This window comes from Niallia circulans, from assembly GCF_007273535.1.
Lineage (GTDB): Bacteria > Bacillota > Bacilli > Bacillales > Cytobacillaceae > Niallia > Niallia circulans_B.
In genome coordinates this window covers 3,269,171-3,284,148 of record NZ_RIBP01000004.1, presented here as the reverse complement: position 1 = coordinate 3,284,148, position 14,978 = coordinate 3,269,171, and the positions used below count along the sequence as shown (strand labels likewise).

18 protein-coding genes are annotated in these 14,978 nt (G+C 35.5%); 12 read left to right on the top strand and 6 right to left on the bottom strand.

Annotated elements, in window-relative coordinates:
- Positions 1 to 27: 27 nt before the first annotated feature.
- A complete protein-coding gene (locus CEQ21_RS24250; protein ID WP_185766757.1) occupies positions 28 to 708 on the bottom strand; it encodes a TetR/AcrR family transcriptional regulator C-terminal domain-containing protein in 681 nt (226 codons plus the stop codon).
- Positions 709 to 900: 192 nt separating this feature from the next.
- On the opposite strand from CEQ21_RS24250, the gene CEQ21_RS24245 reads away from it, so the two are divergent.
- From CEQ21_RS24245 to CEQ21_RS24235, 3 genes are all read left to right on the top strand, one after another.
- A complete protein-coding gene (locus tag CEQ21_RS24245) occupies positions 901 to 2,253 on the top strand; it encodes an MATE family efflux transporter (RefSeq protein WP_185766756.1) in 1,353 nt (450 codons plus the stop codon).
- Positions 2,254 to 2,416: 163 nt separating this feature from the next.
- Positions 2,417 to 2,767 carry a DUF6054 family protein gene (locus CEQ21_RS24240; protein ID WP_185766755.1) on the top strand — a complete coding sequence of 117 codons (351 nt, stop codon included), beginning with the start codon at positions 2,417 to 2,419 and terminating at the stop codon, positions 2,765 to 2,767.
- Positions 2,768 to 3,016: 249 nt separating this feature from the next.
- Complete coding sequence (locus CEQ21_RS24235; RefSeq protein WP_185766754.1) at positions 3,017 to 3,856, top strand: HAD family hydrolase; 840 nt, start codon at positions 3,017 to 3,019, stop codon at positions 3,854 to 3,856.
- A gap of 114 nt (positions 3,857 to 3,970) precedes the next feature.
- Here CEQ21_RS24235 and CEQ21_RS24230 read toward each other — a convergent pair whose 3' ends face one another.
- A complete protein-coding gene (locus tag CEQ21_RS24230) occupies positions 3,971 to 4,438 on the bottom strand; it encodes a hypothetical protein (RefSeq protein WP_185766753.1) in 468 nt (155 codons plus the stop codon).
- Positions 4,439 to 4,576: 138 nt separating this feature from the next.
- On the opposite strand from CEQ21_RS24230, the gene CEQ21_RS24225 reads away from it, so the two are divergent.
- On the top strand, positions 4,577 to 5,317 hold the full coding sequence (locus tag CEQ21_RS24225; protein WP_185766752.1) for an alpha/beta hydrolase: 741 nt from the start codon (positions 4,577 to 4,579) through the stop codon (positions 5,315 to 5,317).
- Between the two features lie 118 nt (positions 5,318 to 5,435).
- Here CEQ21_RS24225 and CEQ21_RS24220 read toward each other — a convergent pair whose 3' ends face one another.
- Positions 5,436 to 6,305, bottom strand: a complete 870-nt coding sequence (locus CEQ21_RS24220) for a LysR family transcriptional regulator (RefSeq protein ID WP_185766751.1) — start codon at positions 6,303 to 6,305, stop codon at positions 5,436 to 5,438.
- Positions 6,306 to 6,516: 211 nt separating this feature from the next.
- Here CEQ21_RS24220 and CEQ21_RS24215 point away from each other — a divergent pair, with 211 nt between their 5' ends.
- Together CEQ21_RS24215 and CEQ21_RS24210 are read left to right on the top strand one after the other, a co-directional pair.
- Complete coding sequence (locus CEQ21_RS24215; RefSeq protein ID WP_185766750.1) at positions 6,517 to 7,413, top strand: DMT family transporter; 897 nt, start codon at positions 6,517 to 6,519, stop codon at positions 7,411 to 7,413.
- 34 nt (positions 7,414 to 7,447) lie between these two features.
- Positions 7,448 to 7,927, top strand: coding sequence for a GNAT family N-acetyltransferase (locus CEQ21_RS24210; protein WP_235907329.1), 480 nt, complete (start codon positions 7,448 to 7,450; stop codon positions 7,925 to 7,927).
- Positions 7,928 to 7,970: 43 nt separating this feature from the next.
- Here the strand turns inward: CEQ21_RS24210 and CEQ21_RS24205 are convergent, their stop codons facing one another.
- Complete coding sequence (locus CEQ21_RS24205) at positions 7,971 to 8,117, bottom strand: hypothetical protein (protein ID WP_185766749.1); 147 nt, start codon at positions 8,115 to 8,117, stop codon at positions 7,971 to 7,973.
- A 336-nt stretch (positions 8,118 to 8,453) separates the two neighbouring features.
- Here CEQ21_RS24205 and CEQ21_RS24200 point away from each other — a divergent pair, with 336 nt between their 5' ends.
- From CEQ21_RS24200 to CEQ21_RS24185, 4 genes are all read left to right on the top strand, one after another.
- The gene (locus tag CEQ21_RS24200) at positions 8,454 to 8,792 is read left to right on the top strand and encodes a ribonuclease E inhibitor RraB (protein ID WP_185766748.1); all 339 of its coding nucleotides are present in this window, start codon (positions 8,454 to 8,456) and stop codon (positions 8,790 to 8,792) included.
- A gap of 224 nt (positions 8,793 to 9,016) precedes the next feature.
- Positions 9,017 to 10,042, top strand: a complete 1,026-nt coding sequence (locus CEQ21_RS24195) for an STAS domain-containing protein (RefSeq protein ID WP_185766747.1) — start codon at positions 9,017 to 9,019, stop codon at positions 10,040 to 10,042.
- Positions 10,043 to 10,367: 325 nt separating this feature from the next.
- The gene (locus tag CEQ21_RS24190) at positions 10,368 to 11,558 is read left to right on the top strand and encodes a processed acidic surface protein (RefSeq protein ID WP_185766746.1); all 1,191 of its coding nucleotides are present in this window, start codon (positions 10,368 to 10,370) and stop codon (positions 11,556 to 11,558) included.
- Between the two features lie 3 nt (positions 11,559 to 11,561).
- Positions 11,562 to 12,221, top strand: coding sequence for a class D sortase (locus CEQ21_RS24185; RefSeq protein ID WP_185766745.1), 660 nt, complete (start codon positions 11,562 to 11,564; stop codon positions 12,219 to 12,221).
- A 76-nt stretch (positions 12,222 to 12,297) separates the two neighbouring features.
- Here the strand turns inward: CEQ21_RS24185 and CEQ21_RS24180 are convergent, their stop codons facing one another.
- The gene (locus CEQ21_RS24180; RefSeq protein WP_185766744.1) at positions 12,298 to 12,702 is read right to left on the bottom strand and encodes a MerR family transcriptional regulator; all 405 of its coding nucleotides are present in this window, start codon (positions 12,700 to 12,702) and stop codon (positions 12,298 to 12,300) included.
- Between the two features lie 95 nt (positions 12,703 to 12,797).
- Between CEQ21_RS24180 and CEQ21_RS24175 the strand changes: the two genes are divergently transcribed.
- On the top strand, positions 12,798 to 13,628 hold the full coding sequence (locus tag CEQ21_RS24175) for an SDR family oxidoreductase (protein WP_185766743.1): 831 nt from the start codon (positions 12,798 to 12,800) through the stop codon (positions 13,626 to 13,628).
- 315 nt (positions 13,629 to 13,943) lie between these two features.
- A complete protein-coding gene (locus tag CEQ21_RS24170) occupies positions 13,944 to 14,111 on the top strand; it encodes a hypothetical protein (RefSeq protein WP_235907328.1) in 168 nt (55 codons plus the stop codon).
- 67 nt (positions 14,112 to 14,178) lie between these two features.
- Here CEQ21_RS24170 and CEQ21_RS24165 read toward each other — a convergent pair whose 3' ends face one another.
- Entirely contained in the window at positions 14,179 to 14,931 is a 753-nt protein-coding gene (locus tag CEQ21_RS24165) for an SDR family NAD(P)-dependent oxidoreductase (RefSeq protein ID WP_185766742.1), read from the bottom strand.
- Positions 14,932 to 14,978 lie beyond the last annotated feature (47 nt).

The following is a 14,978-nucleotide window of genomic DNA, read 5'->3' as shown; positions in this document are numbered from 1 at the left end:
CATTATCCTGATGAGCGGTTTTTTCTATTACTTTTGCTGTTCAAGTATCACTTGCTCAATTCCCAAAATGATTACCTTCAATCCAAAATCAAAGGCTGCGTCTGTTCCCATCATTTCGAACAGACCGCCTGTGAACATTCTTTTGAACAATCCTGCATCTTGTTCACTCATCGTGTCGAGAAGGCGTATTAACTCATCACCTGGGAGTGTTTCCTGTTCCTTAAGCATAGCGGAGACATTGCGCTCATGCTGATAGTCGTCAAGTACGAAGTAGAAAACATAGTTTACAAGTGTTGTCACGACCTGCATTTTCTGTTCTTGCTCAAGTGGTGTCGACTCCACGCAAAGCAGCATGCGGTTAGTGAAGCGGATAATGTCTGGTTCGTGAGGAAGTGTCATCATCATGAGCTGGGTTGAGCATGGATAGCGGCTGAGTACGCTTCTTGTTGTTATCGCAAGCTCGGTCAGTTGCTCTTTCCAGTCTCCATCACAGTGAAACTCCTCCAGAATTACTTTGGATACAGTGTTTGCTAGACGCTGGTAGAGATTTTGTTTGCTTTTGAAATACCAATACAAAGAAGGGGCCTGTATGCCAAGTCTATTGGCCAATTTTCTCATACTTAATTTTTCGATGCCATCCTCGCCAAGAAGCTCCCACGAGGCAGTTAAAATGCTCTCTTCTGAAATCTGCGGCTGTTGTTTTTTCATTATTAATCACCCTTTAATCTAACAGTGTAAGTTTATGCTTTACACGCTTATAAAATCATGATATCATCTAACACTGTAAGAGGCAACCTTACACTGTTAGGTAATAGACGTAACAAAGCGTGTTTATTTGAAAGGGTAGTAGTTGTCGAAAAATCAATGATTGAAAACACAATTAGAAAGCAGTGATATAATATGGAAACAGAAAATCTCTATTATTTTGAAAAAGCACCGGTCGCAAAGGCTGTAGCTCATTTTGCTGTTCCGATGATGATCGGTTCATCCATGAATGTTATTTATTCCATTTTAAATGCCTATTTCCTTGGTACACTTCATAATACGGCGATGTTAACTGCCCTTGCATTAACCTTGCCATTATTCGCCATTATTATGGCGCTTGGCAATTTGGTTGGTATGGGCAGCGGCACATTTATCTCCCGCTTACTCGGCGAGAAAAAGTATAATGACGTTAAGCATGTGTCTTCATTCGCCTTTTACAGCAGTTTAGTTCTTGGACTTATCGTAATGCTTATTGGCCTCCCGTTGATTGATCCAATCGTTCATGGCTTGGGAGCAATGTCAGATTCCTTTGGATTTACAAAGGAATATGTGACAGTTATGCTTATTGGTTCACCATTCGTTATATTGTTTTTCACACTTGAAAATATTGTCCGCTCAGAGGGTTCAGCAATAACATCCATGATTGGCATGATTCTAAGTGTTGTTTTAAATATAATTCTTGATGCTTTAGTAATCTTCGTGTTCCATTGGGACGTGATTGGCGTTGCAGCTGCCACCATTATTTCTAACATTGCTGCAAGTTTGTACTACGCTTATCATATGGGAACAAAAAGCCAATTCTTAACAATCTCTCTTAAATGGTTCAAGGCTTCGAAGGAGATTTTGAGCAATGTATTAAAAATTGGAGTTCCTATCTTTATTATGAGCATCTTTTTAGGTGCCATGTCGCTTATTTTTAACCATTTTCTTGTTGATTATGGAGAACATGCTGTAGCTGCTTACGGAATTTCATCACGATTACTTCAGTTCCCTGAGTTTATAGTGATGGGCTTATGTGAAGGAGTCGTGCCGTTAATTGCCTTTGCATTTACAGCGAATAAATTACGTATGAAGACGACTATTTCATTTACAATAAAAGCAATCGTAACCCTAGCAGTCTTGTTTGGCATCATCGTCTACTTTATTTCTGACCACTTGATTGGATTATTTACAACTAATGCACAACTAATTGAAATGGGCAGCTACATCTTACATGTAACGTTTTTATCCTTGTTCATTACAGGAATGACGGCCTTATTTACTGGGATTTTCCAAGCAACTGCACAAGGAACAGCTGCATTTATTATGTCGATTATTCAAGGGATTACGCTAATTCCTGTATTATTTATTGCAAATTCTATGTACGGCTTTGAAGGGGTAGTCTGGTCGCTTGTGGTTGCAGATGCAGTCGCATTTCTTGTTGGTGCTATTATGCTGTTTGTTTTACGAAACAAACTACAGCCTGATTTGGCCAGTTTGATGGAGTAGAAAACATAACCCTCTTAAGCAGTTTTTGTGAAAAGATATATAAGTAAAACTTCTTGAAAGAGTTGAAAGCAGTAAAATATAGAGGAGCTACAATTAGAAGAAATGAAACCTTTTATTGGAACACTCGTAAATAATAGAAAGAGAATCCGAAAGAGGGGTTAATATGCAAAAACCGATAGAATTTAAAACATCCGTATCACCATTTGAAGCAGCTGATATTATTCTTAATTCCCCAAATATAATGGACGATTTAATATATTGGGAAAATCATATAGTTGGAGACGAAGGAAAACAAACATGTACATTTATTTTTGAAAGATATTATTTTCGTACATCTGGAAGGGCAACACTAACAGCTATCTTAGAAAATTTCGATGGAGAAAATAAGGTGAGATGTATTACTTCAGGAAGTGCTGAGAGTATTATCAACATTGATTTTGGAGCAAGTAAAAATTTTGTTGGTTGGTTAAAGGATATATTGGCTGAGTATATTGTAAAGGAAGCAGAACTGTAATCAAATAATTTTCAACGATGATGGCTTGCCTTTAGTTTAAGGTGAGCCTTTCTGATGTCTAATTTATTAGCTGAAAACTACATTTATCAATTCAATAAACCAGTAAATTTATATTATCGTGTGCTAAGTTGGTCTATAACAGACCAGTTTTCAGCAGCTCTTTTTTATATAATTAACATATAATCAAAAACTTGAAAATAAACTGAATTTTTTTGTGCTTAGTTTTGTTTATTATAGGAGTGTATACTGATGCAAAAAATAATTTTTTTGGATATTGATGGTACGTTAGTCAATGAAAAAGGGATGATACCGGAATCTGCTAAATTAGCCGTGCGAAAAGCGCGAGAGAATGGACATATTATCTATTTATGTACAGGAAGATCAAGAGGAGAAATATTTGATGACATATTAAGTGTTGGCTTCGATGGATTAATTGGCGGCGCAGGTTGTTATATTGAAGTAGAAAAAGAAGCATTATTCCATGAGAAATTTAAGAAAACAGACGCCCAGCAAATTTTAGATTTCTTCTATGAAAAGGGAATAGACTTTTATTTAGAAACAAATACTGGATTGTTTGCCAGTGAAAAATGCAAACAAAATGTCTTTGGTTTTATTGCTAAGTTGAAAGCTAATAACCCAGAATTTCTTAAGGAAATAGAAAAGGGAATAATGCCATTTTATGAAGCATTAATTGAAGGGGAGGAGTTAATAAGGGAGGATATTAATAAAATTATCTTCCTTGATTCAACAACCCCAATTGATTCCGTGATGAAAGAGTTTGAAGCAAGGTATACAGTTATTCCAAGCACTGTCCCTGTCTTTGGCAGTAACAGCGGAGAAATATCACTTCTTGGTATTAACAAGGCAACAGCTATTGAAAAGGTATTAACACGTTTAAATATTACGAAAGAAAATGCCTTTGCATATGGCGACAGCTTTAACGATATTGAGATGTTACAATTTGTTCAGCATGGGATAGCAATGGGAAACGCACATGAAATAGTAAAAAGTGTGGCAGATGATATTACAGAAACGGTAGATGAAAACGGTATTTATAATAGCTTTGAGAAATATGGGTTATTAGGATAACTCGCGCTGTCGTCATTTACACCAAAACCTCCTCTAAAAAACAGAGGAGGTTTTTTTGGATTAGATTTCTACCTTAAACTAAATCTTATCTATTTTGCATATCCGTAAGAATATTTACAGCGCTTTTCCTTTCCTTTCAAAAAGAAACTGAATTAAATATAATAAAGGTGCCTTCAGTATAAAGTAAAAGAAAAATTGGATAGAGTTAATACGTACTAAAGAAAATAATTTTATCCTTTTAGCGAAATACGTAAAAGGGAATACAAAGAAAGCGTGTACTAAAGCACTTAGGAGCATGAATTTTTTGAAACTTCCATATCCAAGCTTTAGCGTTAAAAAGGATGTTAAGATGAATGGGCCGATATTATAAGAAAATTCACCATTTAAGAAAGAGTTGGGTTTATTATAAAAAACCCACCATTTCCTTTTTTTTCCTAGTAAACCGTTTAAAATTTCTATTATACTAATGATCATTGTTGCCGGGAAAAATCTTTTTATATTATTAGGACCAATCAAAGCTACTGATACCCAAGATAGTACTACCATACAAATATTAAGGAATTTTTGACTTTTAAATGACATAATGGATTTGTCCTCACTTTTTTTATTAGCATTGTTTTTTTAGTTGCTAATTATTCAAAAAAACATTTGGAAACCATTATGTGTATTTGTATCGTACGGATACTTATTGAAAATTATAGAATAAGGTGGTAATCAAAAATGGTAAGAATTAGTGAACCAAAGTCTTTCTTCTATAAAGGTGGTTCAAAAGCAGTATTATTATTGCACTCTTTCACAAGTAATACGGTTGATATGAAAAAGCTTGGGAGCTACCTTAATAGAGAAAATTATACTTGTTATGCTCCTTTATATAAAGGTCATGGTTCTACAGCAGAGCAATTAATGACAACTAATCCAAATGATTGGTGGGAAAGCGCAGAAGAGGGCTACAACTTTTTAATAAATGAAGGATATCAGGATATTGCTGTTATTGGGGTGTCTTTAGGCGGGCTCTTGGCCTTAAAGGTCGGCCAAGAAAAGCATGTTACAGGTATAGTTACAATGTCTGTCCCGTATAAGACTGAGGTTAGTTCATTAAAAAAACGAGTATTAAATTATGCAAAGTATGTAAAGCAGCTGCAGGGGAAAGAGAAGCTACAAATCTCGGAGGAGTTAAATAAGTTAGAAGCAAGCTCAACTAATAACTTATCTGAATTCAAGGAATACATTGATTTGATTATGGGGAATTTGAATAAGATGAATCAGCCAATCTCTATATTGTATGGATTGTTGGATGACCCGCTATATAAAGACAGTGCTAATTATATATATTCCAATATATCCTCCTCTGATAAAAATATAAAAGGCTATTCTAATTCCAAGCATTTAATGACATTAGGGCCAGATAAGGTCGTATTACATAGTGATATCCTAGCATTCCTCAATGAATTAGACTGGTAATGTACGCGTAAAAAAGAACTAATCAATTTTCTTCCTTGATTAGTTTCTTTATTTTTCATGAAAGATGATTCAACAATAGTTAGAAAAAAAACTGGTGTTTGTAAAATCTTTTTGTGTGTCAATCTTGTTTCCTACAAGATAAATAATCTAAAAATCTTTTTGAGGCAAGTGACAGGGATTTTTTGTCTCGCATAGCGATTCCAATAGTACGAAATGCAGGAACTTCCAGCTCTTTGGCTATAATTCGGTAAGGGATACGCTGTAATATCAATTCAGGTAAAATAGAGATTCCTAATCCATTCTCGACCATAGACATAATGGCATAATCATCCCATGTTGTTAATTGGACTTGTGGTGATAGCTCGTGCATCTCAAATATTTCAGAAATCTCTGCTTTTGCGCCCTTTTCCAATAGCATAAATGGATTGTTCGCTAATTCACTAATTGGAAACTTTTCGCATTTAGCAAGGTGATGATCTTCAGGAATAACCACCAGCAAACGATCTTGCTCCAAATAAATTGTTTCAATGTCCGCATTTGTTGGAAGTCTTAAAAATCCAAGGTCAACACGTCCTTCTACAATCCAGTTTTCTATTTCTGTATAATCCCCTAACAGTAATTCAAAATCAATTTTCGGATAGTCGTTCTTAAAAGCTTTAATCATAATAGGAAGCCAATGGGTTGCCACACTTGAAAACGTGCCAATCCGAATAATTCCAGATTGAATATTGTGTAAGTCCTCTACCTGCATTATGATATTTTCTTGTTCAAGGCAGATTCGCTTTAAATGAGGAAATAACTGTAAGCCATCAGACGTCAAACTTATACCAGTTCGACCACGTTCAAATAAGGTGACTCCCCATTCTGACTCTAAATCACTAATCATTCGACTGATGCCAGACTGTGTATAATTTAATGCATCAGCAGCTTTTGTGAAACTTTGGAATTCGGCTGCTTTTACAAATGCCAAATATTTTTGGATGTTCATAATAAGTTTTCCTCCAAGGTATTCCATTTTGTTATGCAAAACATGAAAAACATTCAATTTTGTAATACCTATTCGTATGCTATGATTTTTTTATAAAAAAATCAAGGTAAAAGGGATTGGCCAATCCAGCTGTTTTATATGAGTGGTTCTTAACTAATACAAAATAAAAATAGGTACATTTATGTTATAAGCATATTAGTAGGAGGCAGTTATGAAATCTAAAATTTTATTTATATTATCCATGATTATTTTCGGAACAATTGGTTTAGTCGTTCGATACATTGACCTAACTGCAAGTGAAAGGGCATTATTTAGTAGTTTTTTGGGATGTTTGTTCTTACTTATTATTCTCGTAATAACAAAGAAAAAGCTATCATGGAGTTTGATGAAAGCAAATGCTTTATGTTTGTTTATTTCAGGAATTGCATTGGGAGGAAACTGGATTTTTCTTTATCAATCATATGATCATACGACCATCGCAAATGCGACTATAGGTTATTATTTTGCACCCGTATTTGTTATGATACTTTCACCATTTATCCTTCGTGAAAAACTGTCTAGAAAGAAATTTATATGTATTGCCGTAGCAATTATAGGCATGTTTTTGATTATCGGCAAAGGCATAAGCACATCAGCTGCAGATGATTTACTTGGACTTTTCTTTGGAGTTATTGCTGCTGTATTTTATGCTGCGTTATTGCTTGTTAATAAGTTTATCAAAAATATGGGGAGGTTAGAGCTGACTATTATTCAGCTAGGCATAACAACTTTCATGTTAATGCCATATGTTTTCCTGACGGAAGGATTTAATAATATTCTAAAAATAACAGGCTCATCAATACCTTTTATTCTGATGTTAGGAATTATCAATACAGGGATTGGGTTTTGGTTGTTTTTCGCTGGCATGGAAAAATTAAGCGGGCAAAGTATAGCCATGCTAAGTTACGTTGATCCTTTTGTGGCAATTATCATTTCTGCAATTATTCTTCAGGAACAAATGACTATTATTCAAGTAATTGGTGGTGGGCTTCTATTAGGGTCAACATTTGTTAGTGAGGCGAAATTTATTGGAGTTTTTAAGCGAAGAGAGAAGGGGTTGTTAAGATGAAAATAATTAGGATGGTGAAAGGTAATTTGCTGCTGTGTTAATTGTGTGTTTTTTTCTTAGTAAAGATTTAACTACATCTACACCTGTTAGTGTAAGAATCCTTCTAAGTCTTTGTTTATTTGCAGTCTTGTTTGTTTTTATAACAGAAGATACATTAGAGCAATGTATAGAACTTTATATTTCTGTATTTAATAGCGAGCCTTGGAATGAAACGTGGACATATTCATCAGCTAAGGAAAGACTTACTGATTTACTTCATACACCTAAGTTCCTTGGTTTTTTGCTGTATGTAAAAGGTAATCTAATAGGATTCATTGCAGGTAATAGTAAAAAATCTTATGCAGGATTAACTTTTTACTTAGCAGAACTTTGTATAAATAATCGAATTCAAGGTAAAGGTTATGGCACAAAATTACTCCTTTCTTTGGAAGAGGAATTACATACGAAAGGTGGCTTTCCAATCAGAACTAGGAAACCCACTTTCTTATGGAACAAGCAAGATAACATAATTTAAAGTATTCATACTTTTTGGTATATGCAGCGGATTAGCAAAAACATCATTCAGGAATCTTTACTCTTAAAGCATCAATTGAATGGCTTACAGCTTCTAATGCATCAGCCAATTGAAATATCCCGATAATTATAACGATTAAGGCTGTTAAAATAGCTGTTAAAAGAATATATAAAATGCTTTTATTCATCATAACGCCTCCATAATAAATGGTTAATTTAGTATATTAAATCTATCATTCTTTTATTATGGATTAAATATAGAATTTTTAGTGTGGGATTTTGCGATTTCTCTTCTTTAACTTTATGATTCTAAACATATAAACAAAGACCCCACGATTGAAAAATATTTATTTGGTTTAATAGGGGGTATCCTTATTAAATAATTCACTTGTTTAGATAGCAGCAAATTTACTACGACCTTCGAGTAATTAGAATATAATTACATTAAGGCTAATTCACCTAAGTAAATAATGATATGATAGCTATAAACATATATTATAAATTACTAGAAAAGAGGTCAATTTACGATGTTCTTTAAAAAACGAAAGTTTCCAAGAGATGAAGATGGAGATGTACTGCATGCACTCGATAAATATGGCTGTGATTTTAGTGTAGAACAGACAGTGGAATTTGTTATTGATGTTCCAAATGAGATTTCTGGCATACAAGTTCTTGAAGTGTTGAAGACGGAAGGGTATCGCTGTGAATTGGATCATGATGAAGAAGAAGAAATGTGGACAGTTTACTGCTTTAATGACATGATGCTTACTTATGAAGGTATTGTTGAGATACAGAACAAACTACGGGACTTGGTTCATCCGTTAGATGGAGAAATTGACGGTTGGGGCGTTGGGCTGGAGGAATAATGAATTTGAAGTAATGAAGGACTATAGAGATATATGGTCTTTTTTTATTATTTCATCTGAAAAGACGTGTCAATAAAGCAGCCCCAACCTTTGTATGAAGAAGTTTAATTCTAAAATGAAAAAAGGCTTTAATTAGGTTTATTTTTGTTTTGTTTGGGTATTTTATCCTAGAATTATTTGAAAATATTGTAGGGGAAAATTTGAATCAAAGAGGTGTTTTATGGATGGAACAGCATACATATAAAGCAAAAGTAAAAAGTAAAGATTTAACCTGGGATTATAAAAAAGGATTATTAAATTTACAAGGTGAATCAACACTTTTAATGTGGGATACCGCAATTGAACTTTTCTTAAAAACAATTGATGACGTTTCTGGAAAAGATGCTTCGAAAACTGTTTATGAAGCAACCGGATATCGGATGGGTCATTTAGTATGCTCCTATTATCAAGAAAGTAACAATATTGAAGAAATTCTCCATGATTACTCAGAGATTTATAAAACAGCAGGTTGGGGGAATTTTGAGATAATAGATTATGCTAAAGATAAAAGTAAAATTGTCATTCAAATAACAAACAGCTGGGAAAAAAGAATTTTTAAAGATTCCTATGAAAATCATGTATCGACTTTTATACCGAGTTTTTGGGCGGGTATTTTCGGAGGATTTGTTGGACGCGATATGTGGTATGAAGTCAAAAATAGTGAAGAAACGGAAGAGGGATATAAGGAATTAATTGAAATTTTTCCTTCGAGTATTACTCCTCAAAAAAATATTCACGATTTTGCACGTCAAAAAGAACAACAGAGTATTCAAGCGTTGGAGGAAAAAGTAAACGAACATACGGAAGAACTATCTAATTTAGTGAAAGAATTATCATCACCTATTATACCGATTTTAGAAGGGATTCTTGTTGTTCCTTTAATCGGCAAGTACTCTGAGCAAAGAGCCTCTGATTTACTTGAAGATGCATTAATTGAGATTTCTCGACAAAAGGCAAGCTACCTTTTAATCGATGTGACGGGTATTCATAATATTGATGAGTTTTTAATTTATGGTATACAAAAATTAATCCAAGCTTGCCGCTTGATAGGGGCTGAATGTTTTATAGTTGGCATTTCCTCCAATCTAGCAATGAAAATTTTGAACTCAAACTATAGAGCTTCAGATGTCAAAACTTTCGCAACATTGCAACAAGGAGTTCGTTATGCAATTGAGTTAAGTGGATATGAATTAGTTAGAAAGAAAAGCTAATAAACATACTTTTTGGTAATTAATCTTCTTTAAGCTTTCTCATTACTAATTAGCAACCTAAAAGAAACCCTTTATAAAGTAAGTCAAAATAAGAATAATATTACTGTTTTAACCATGGTGATCCAAGTTCGGGATCACCTTTTTTGTATACTGGAAATCTACTAACTCATAAAAAATTAAGTGCAATCTCTTTTCTGTTTTCTTTTCGTAAAGAAATATTGTGTTTTTCTAAATATTTACAGTGTGATTCTTATTATTATTTCTGTTTGTTTTTACCTCTATTATAATAAATTGGAAATACAAAAAATGTAGTAGGGGGAAATCGATGAAGCGTTTACTTAGTTTCTTTACAGCTATTATATTGGCATTAAGTCTCCAGCCTGTGGCCTCGTTTGCCATGGGAGCCGGTGATTCAGAATTCGAGGCATTTCTAGCTGAAATTGGCTGGGGAAAACAAGATTATTTGGATTATTTAGAGAGTAAAGGAGGGTCTTTGGATGATTATGATTCTGTCATTTATTTAGGTACACCTTTAACAGAGGAATCTATTAGGCCACTTTTGACAGACTATGGCATAACAAGAGTTGAATTAAATGAGCTTTTAACTGAATTTGGTGATATAGAAAAGGGACAGGACGTACTTGATATAGAATTCCCCTTCTTCGCTGAAAGTCTATATGAGTATGTCGGTTACTATTTAGAAATGCCAGTTGATGGCACACCCATCAACGATGACAATCTCCAAGAACTATTGGATGATTATGGATTTTCTTCTAAAGCAGAATTAGAGAAGTACATGCAGCGGTTTGAAATTTATCTTGATGAATTTGTAACAATTGAAGACCTTCGGGAGTCTGTTGCTTATTATGTGAATAGTAAAGCAGACTTGGAGGAAAGAACCAAGGGCTTGTTTCAATCCTTGCCATTGACAGCTAACGAGGTGGAAAGGCTATTAGAACATTTTAAGGAAATAGATAGTGAAAATCCTAATCTTAAAAAACAATTAACTGCATTAAGTGACAGAATGATAGAGTTTGATGATTTCGAATCTGCGAGAGAGTTGACAGCTGAACAAATTGCAGATCTGTTGGATATTTCGAATCAATTACTGAATTTGTTACAGGTTGATGCTAACTATTCCCTTATGAAAGATGGTGCAACAAAGGCAATAACTATACAAAGCTTAATGGCGTTAACGTCAACAAATGGTGCCGACTTACTTATTCAGCTTAACAATAAAAAAGGACAAAATCTTGCGGATATCGTTCTTACTCATGAAATGTTTGGTTCTAAGCTTATTAAAGAGTTAGGTAAAGACCTGCAAGAGGCGTTACAATTTATGAAAGACACGGATGTAACACCAGTAAAAACAGCAACTAAAGCTGTGGAACAAACTGTAAAAGGCGGGAAGCTACCTAACACGGCATCAGACTATGTGCAAAACTCAATAGTTGGACTTATGATTGCGCTTGTGGGGGTACTTGTGTTCAGACGTGTTTGGATGAGAGGACTTTAAAACATGCAGGCAGCCAATAAAAATAGAAGAGTAAGTAAGCGAAAACAATGGCTTCTTCTTTCATTGTCTGCGACTGTCATCTTAATTGGAGTTTGGTTTGCCAGCTCCAATTACCATCCTTTCTTAAAAGGATATTTCCTTTATAAAACAGGACAAACACAGGCAGATGTAATGCCGGAAAAAAACGAGAAGGAAACCAAAGCTTTGGCAGCTGAGACAAAAAAACAAGCCCCTCTTTATGTTGAAACGCCAAAGGTTGGTGACTATATGGGTGATCTCTATATTCCAAAGCTTGAAGCAACTCTTCCGATTATTCACGGAACAAACGAAGAGGAGCTCGAGAAGGGTGTTGGCCATTTTGCAGGTAGTGTTATGCCTGGTGAAGACGACAATTCAGTGCTTTCGGGCCATAGGGATACTGTTTTTAGAAAGCTTGGTGAAGTCGGCAAAGGGGACCTATTGACTGTAAAGACAGTTGCTGGAGAATTTTCGTATAAAGTGATGCGCGTCAGGATAGTGGATAAAGATGATCGTACTGTTATTGTGCCGAAGCCAAAAGCAACGCTGACAGTTACAACTTGTTACCCTTTCAATTATATTGGAGATGCTCCTAAGCGCTATATACTCGTTGCTAGTTTAGTAGAAGAGCAGTTGAACAATTGAAAAATAAAGCAATTAAGATGGCTCCTTCCTATTGGAGCCATCTTTTTTTAGAAAATTACTTAGCTACCGCCAGACTTCAATCAAAATGGTGTTCTTTTAATAAGGTATGGGCCCTTTCTGGGTCATTTTTCAATGCCAATCTGTATTCCAGCATGATATTAAGCGTATCAAGCATTTGTTTATACTCTATTCTCTTACGTTCAATTTCAGATATCTTTTGGCAAATCCATTCTATCACTTGCTCATTAGTACGAGTATTTGTATCTACATCCAATAAGATTTCCTTTAACTCAGAAATAGAGCAACCCACGCCTTGAAACTTCTTTATGAGTTTAAGACGTTCTATAGCCTCGTCTGTATAGTTGCGATAGTTATTATCATCCCGCCGGACATGTCGAGTGTCGAACAACCCTTCCTTTTCATAAAAACGAATGGTGTAAGCTGTCAAACCAGTCTGTTTAGCTAATTCTTGAATTTTCATGGATAACTCTCCTAAATATGACTTGCCTTATAGTGTACTCTAATGTTTATACTACAATTATTCAAGCAACATCACAACTTTAGGAGGATATCATCATGCGTATTTTTGTAACAGGAGCAACAGGCTATATCGGTTCTGCGGTAGTGCAGGAACTCATTCATGCTGGTCATAAGGTAATTGGACTAACAAGATCAGACAAGGGAGCGGCGCTACTAACAGAGGCAGGGGCCGAAGTACATCGAGGAGATCTTCATGACCTTGACAGCCTTCGCATCGGTGTCGCTGCTGCGGATGGCGTAATCCATTTAGCGTTTAACCACGACTTTTCGGACTTTCAAGCTTCGCTCGCAACCGATTTAACTGTAATTGAGACGATAGGCGAGGCGCTTAAAGGGTCTGGCAAACCGTTTATAACGACAGCACATGCAAATGGAGCGGCTTCGGACAATGCAGTGATGGCGCTTTCGAAGCATGGCGTGCGGGCGTCGGTTGTTTCGCTTGCTCCATCCGTGCACGGCAAGGGGGATAAGGGCTTTGTGCCAAATCTGATTAATCTTGCTCGCGCGAAGGGAGCTTCTGCCTTTGTTGGCGACGGTTCCAATCGTTGGACTGCTATTCATCGACTTGATGCTGCACATCTTTACCGTCTCGCATTAGAAAAGGCACCAGCCGGTTCCTATATAGACGGAGTAGCAGATGAAGAAGTGCCGTTTCGTGATATCGCCACGGTAATCGGTAAACAACTTAATGTTCCTATCGCAAGCATTTCACAGGAGGAGGCAGCTGAACACTTTGGTTTTCTTGGCACCCTTGCTGCTCTTGATATTCCTAGAACAAGCACAAAAACTCAGGAACTCTTAGGTTGGCAGCCTGTGCAACCTAATCTACTATTAGATCTTAAACAAGGACACTACTTCAATAATTAGAAAGTTTTTTAGCTTATGGTTGTTAAGCCAGAAGAATAATGTTCGCGAAGTATTGTAGTAAATAATATGGCTTTCCTTTCATTTAAGGAGAGCCCTTTTATTTATGTTTAAATTTTTAATACAAACTTGGCACTATTTCTGCCCGACAGCTATATGTATGTTACAATCATGGTGGTTTTGCGGAATAGGGAAAATGGGATAAATTAATCTTTAGTAGGTGTATAATGATATTTTTTAAGAGGAAAAAATTTTACGTTTGCTCAGTTTGTGGTTTTGACAGATTGCGAGAACCTCTTTATAAAAACGGAATCCCTAATGTTAGCCTTATTTGCCGTTGTTGCGGATTTCAACCTGGCTATGATGATACTGAATTGGGCTATTCATTTGAATCTTACCGAAACGAGTGGATACAAGATGGAAGAAGAAAAGCCAGAGCGTTGGAATTTAAATAAACAACTAAAAAATATAAACGCTTCTACATAAAAGGATTTGTTTGAAGTTGACATAAGAAGCAAAGATGAATTCCTTGCTTCTTTTTGTCAGTTGAGATTTAGATAGATGTAAAACCGCCGTCTATAGATACTACTGTACCGTTAATATATTTCGCTTTATTACCTAATAAGAATGTAACTAGTTCTGCCACTTCTTCCGGTTCGCCAAGACGTTTTTGCGGAATAGCTTCTACAACCGCTTTTACATTTTCAGGATTTTTTTGGCGATATTCTTTCACCATCGGCGTTTCGATTGTTCCAGGTGCGATTGCGTTACAACGGATCCCTTGCTCTGCATATTCAGCAGCAATCGTTTTCGTTATGCCGACAATGCCGTGCTTTGTTGCAGAATAAGTACCTACAGTAGCTTGTCCTACAACTCCAGCAGTTGACGATGTATTAACAATGGAACCTCCACCGTTTTCAAGCATTACTTCTGTTACATATTTAATACCGTATAATGCACCTAATAAATTAATCCCAACTACTTGTTGAATTTGTTCGATTGTATTATCCAGGAATTTAACACCTGGGCCAGAAATTCCTGCATTATTGTAAAACATATCAATTTTGCCGAATTCCTCAACTGTTTTATCTACGTAATTTTTTACATCTTCTGCCTTGCTAACATCTGCCTGAACAAAGAGTGCTTTTGCTCCTTTTTCTTCAATTAAGCTTACTGTATCTTTTCCGGCTTTTTCGGAAATGTCCACCACTGTTATGGATGCACCAGAATCTGCTAATTTTAATGCTACAGCTTGACCTAATCCGCTTCCGCCACCTGTAATAATAGCTACTTTATTTTGACTCATATTAAATCCCCCTAAATTACCAAAAGTTCGCTTTCCTAAATATTATA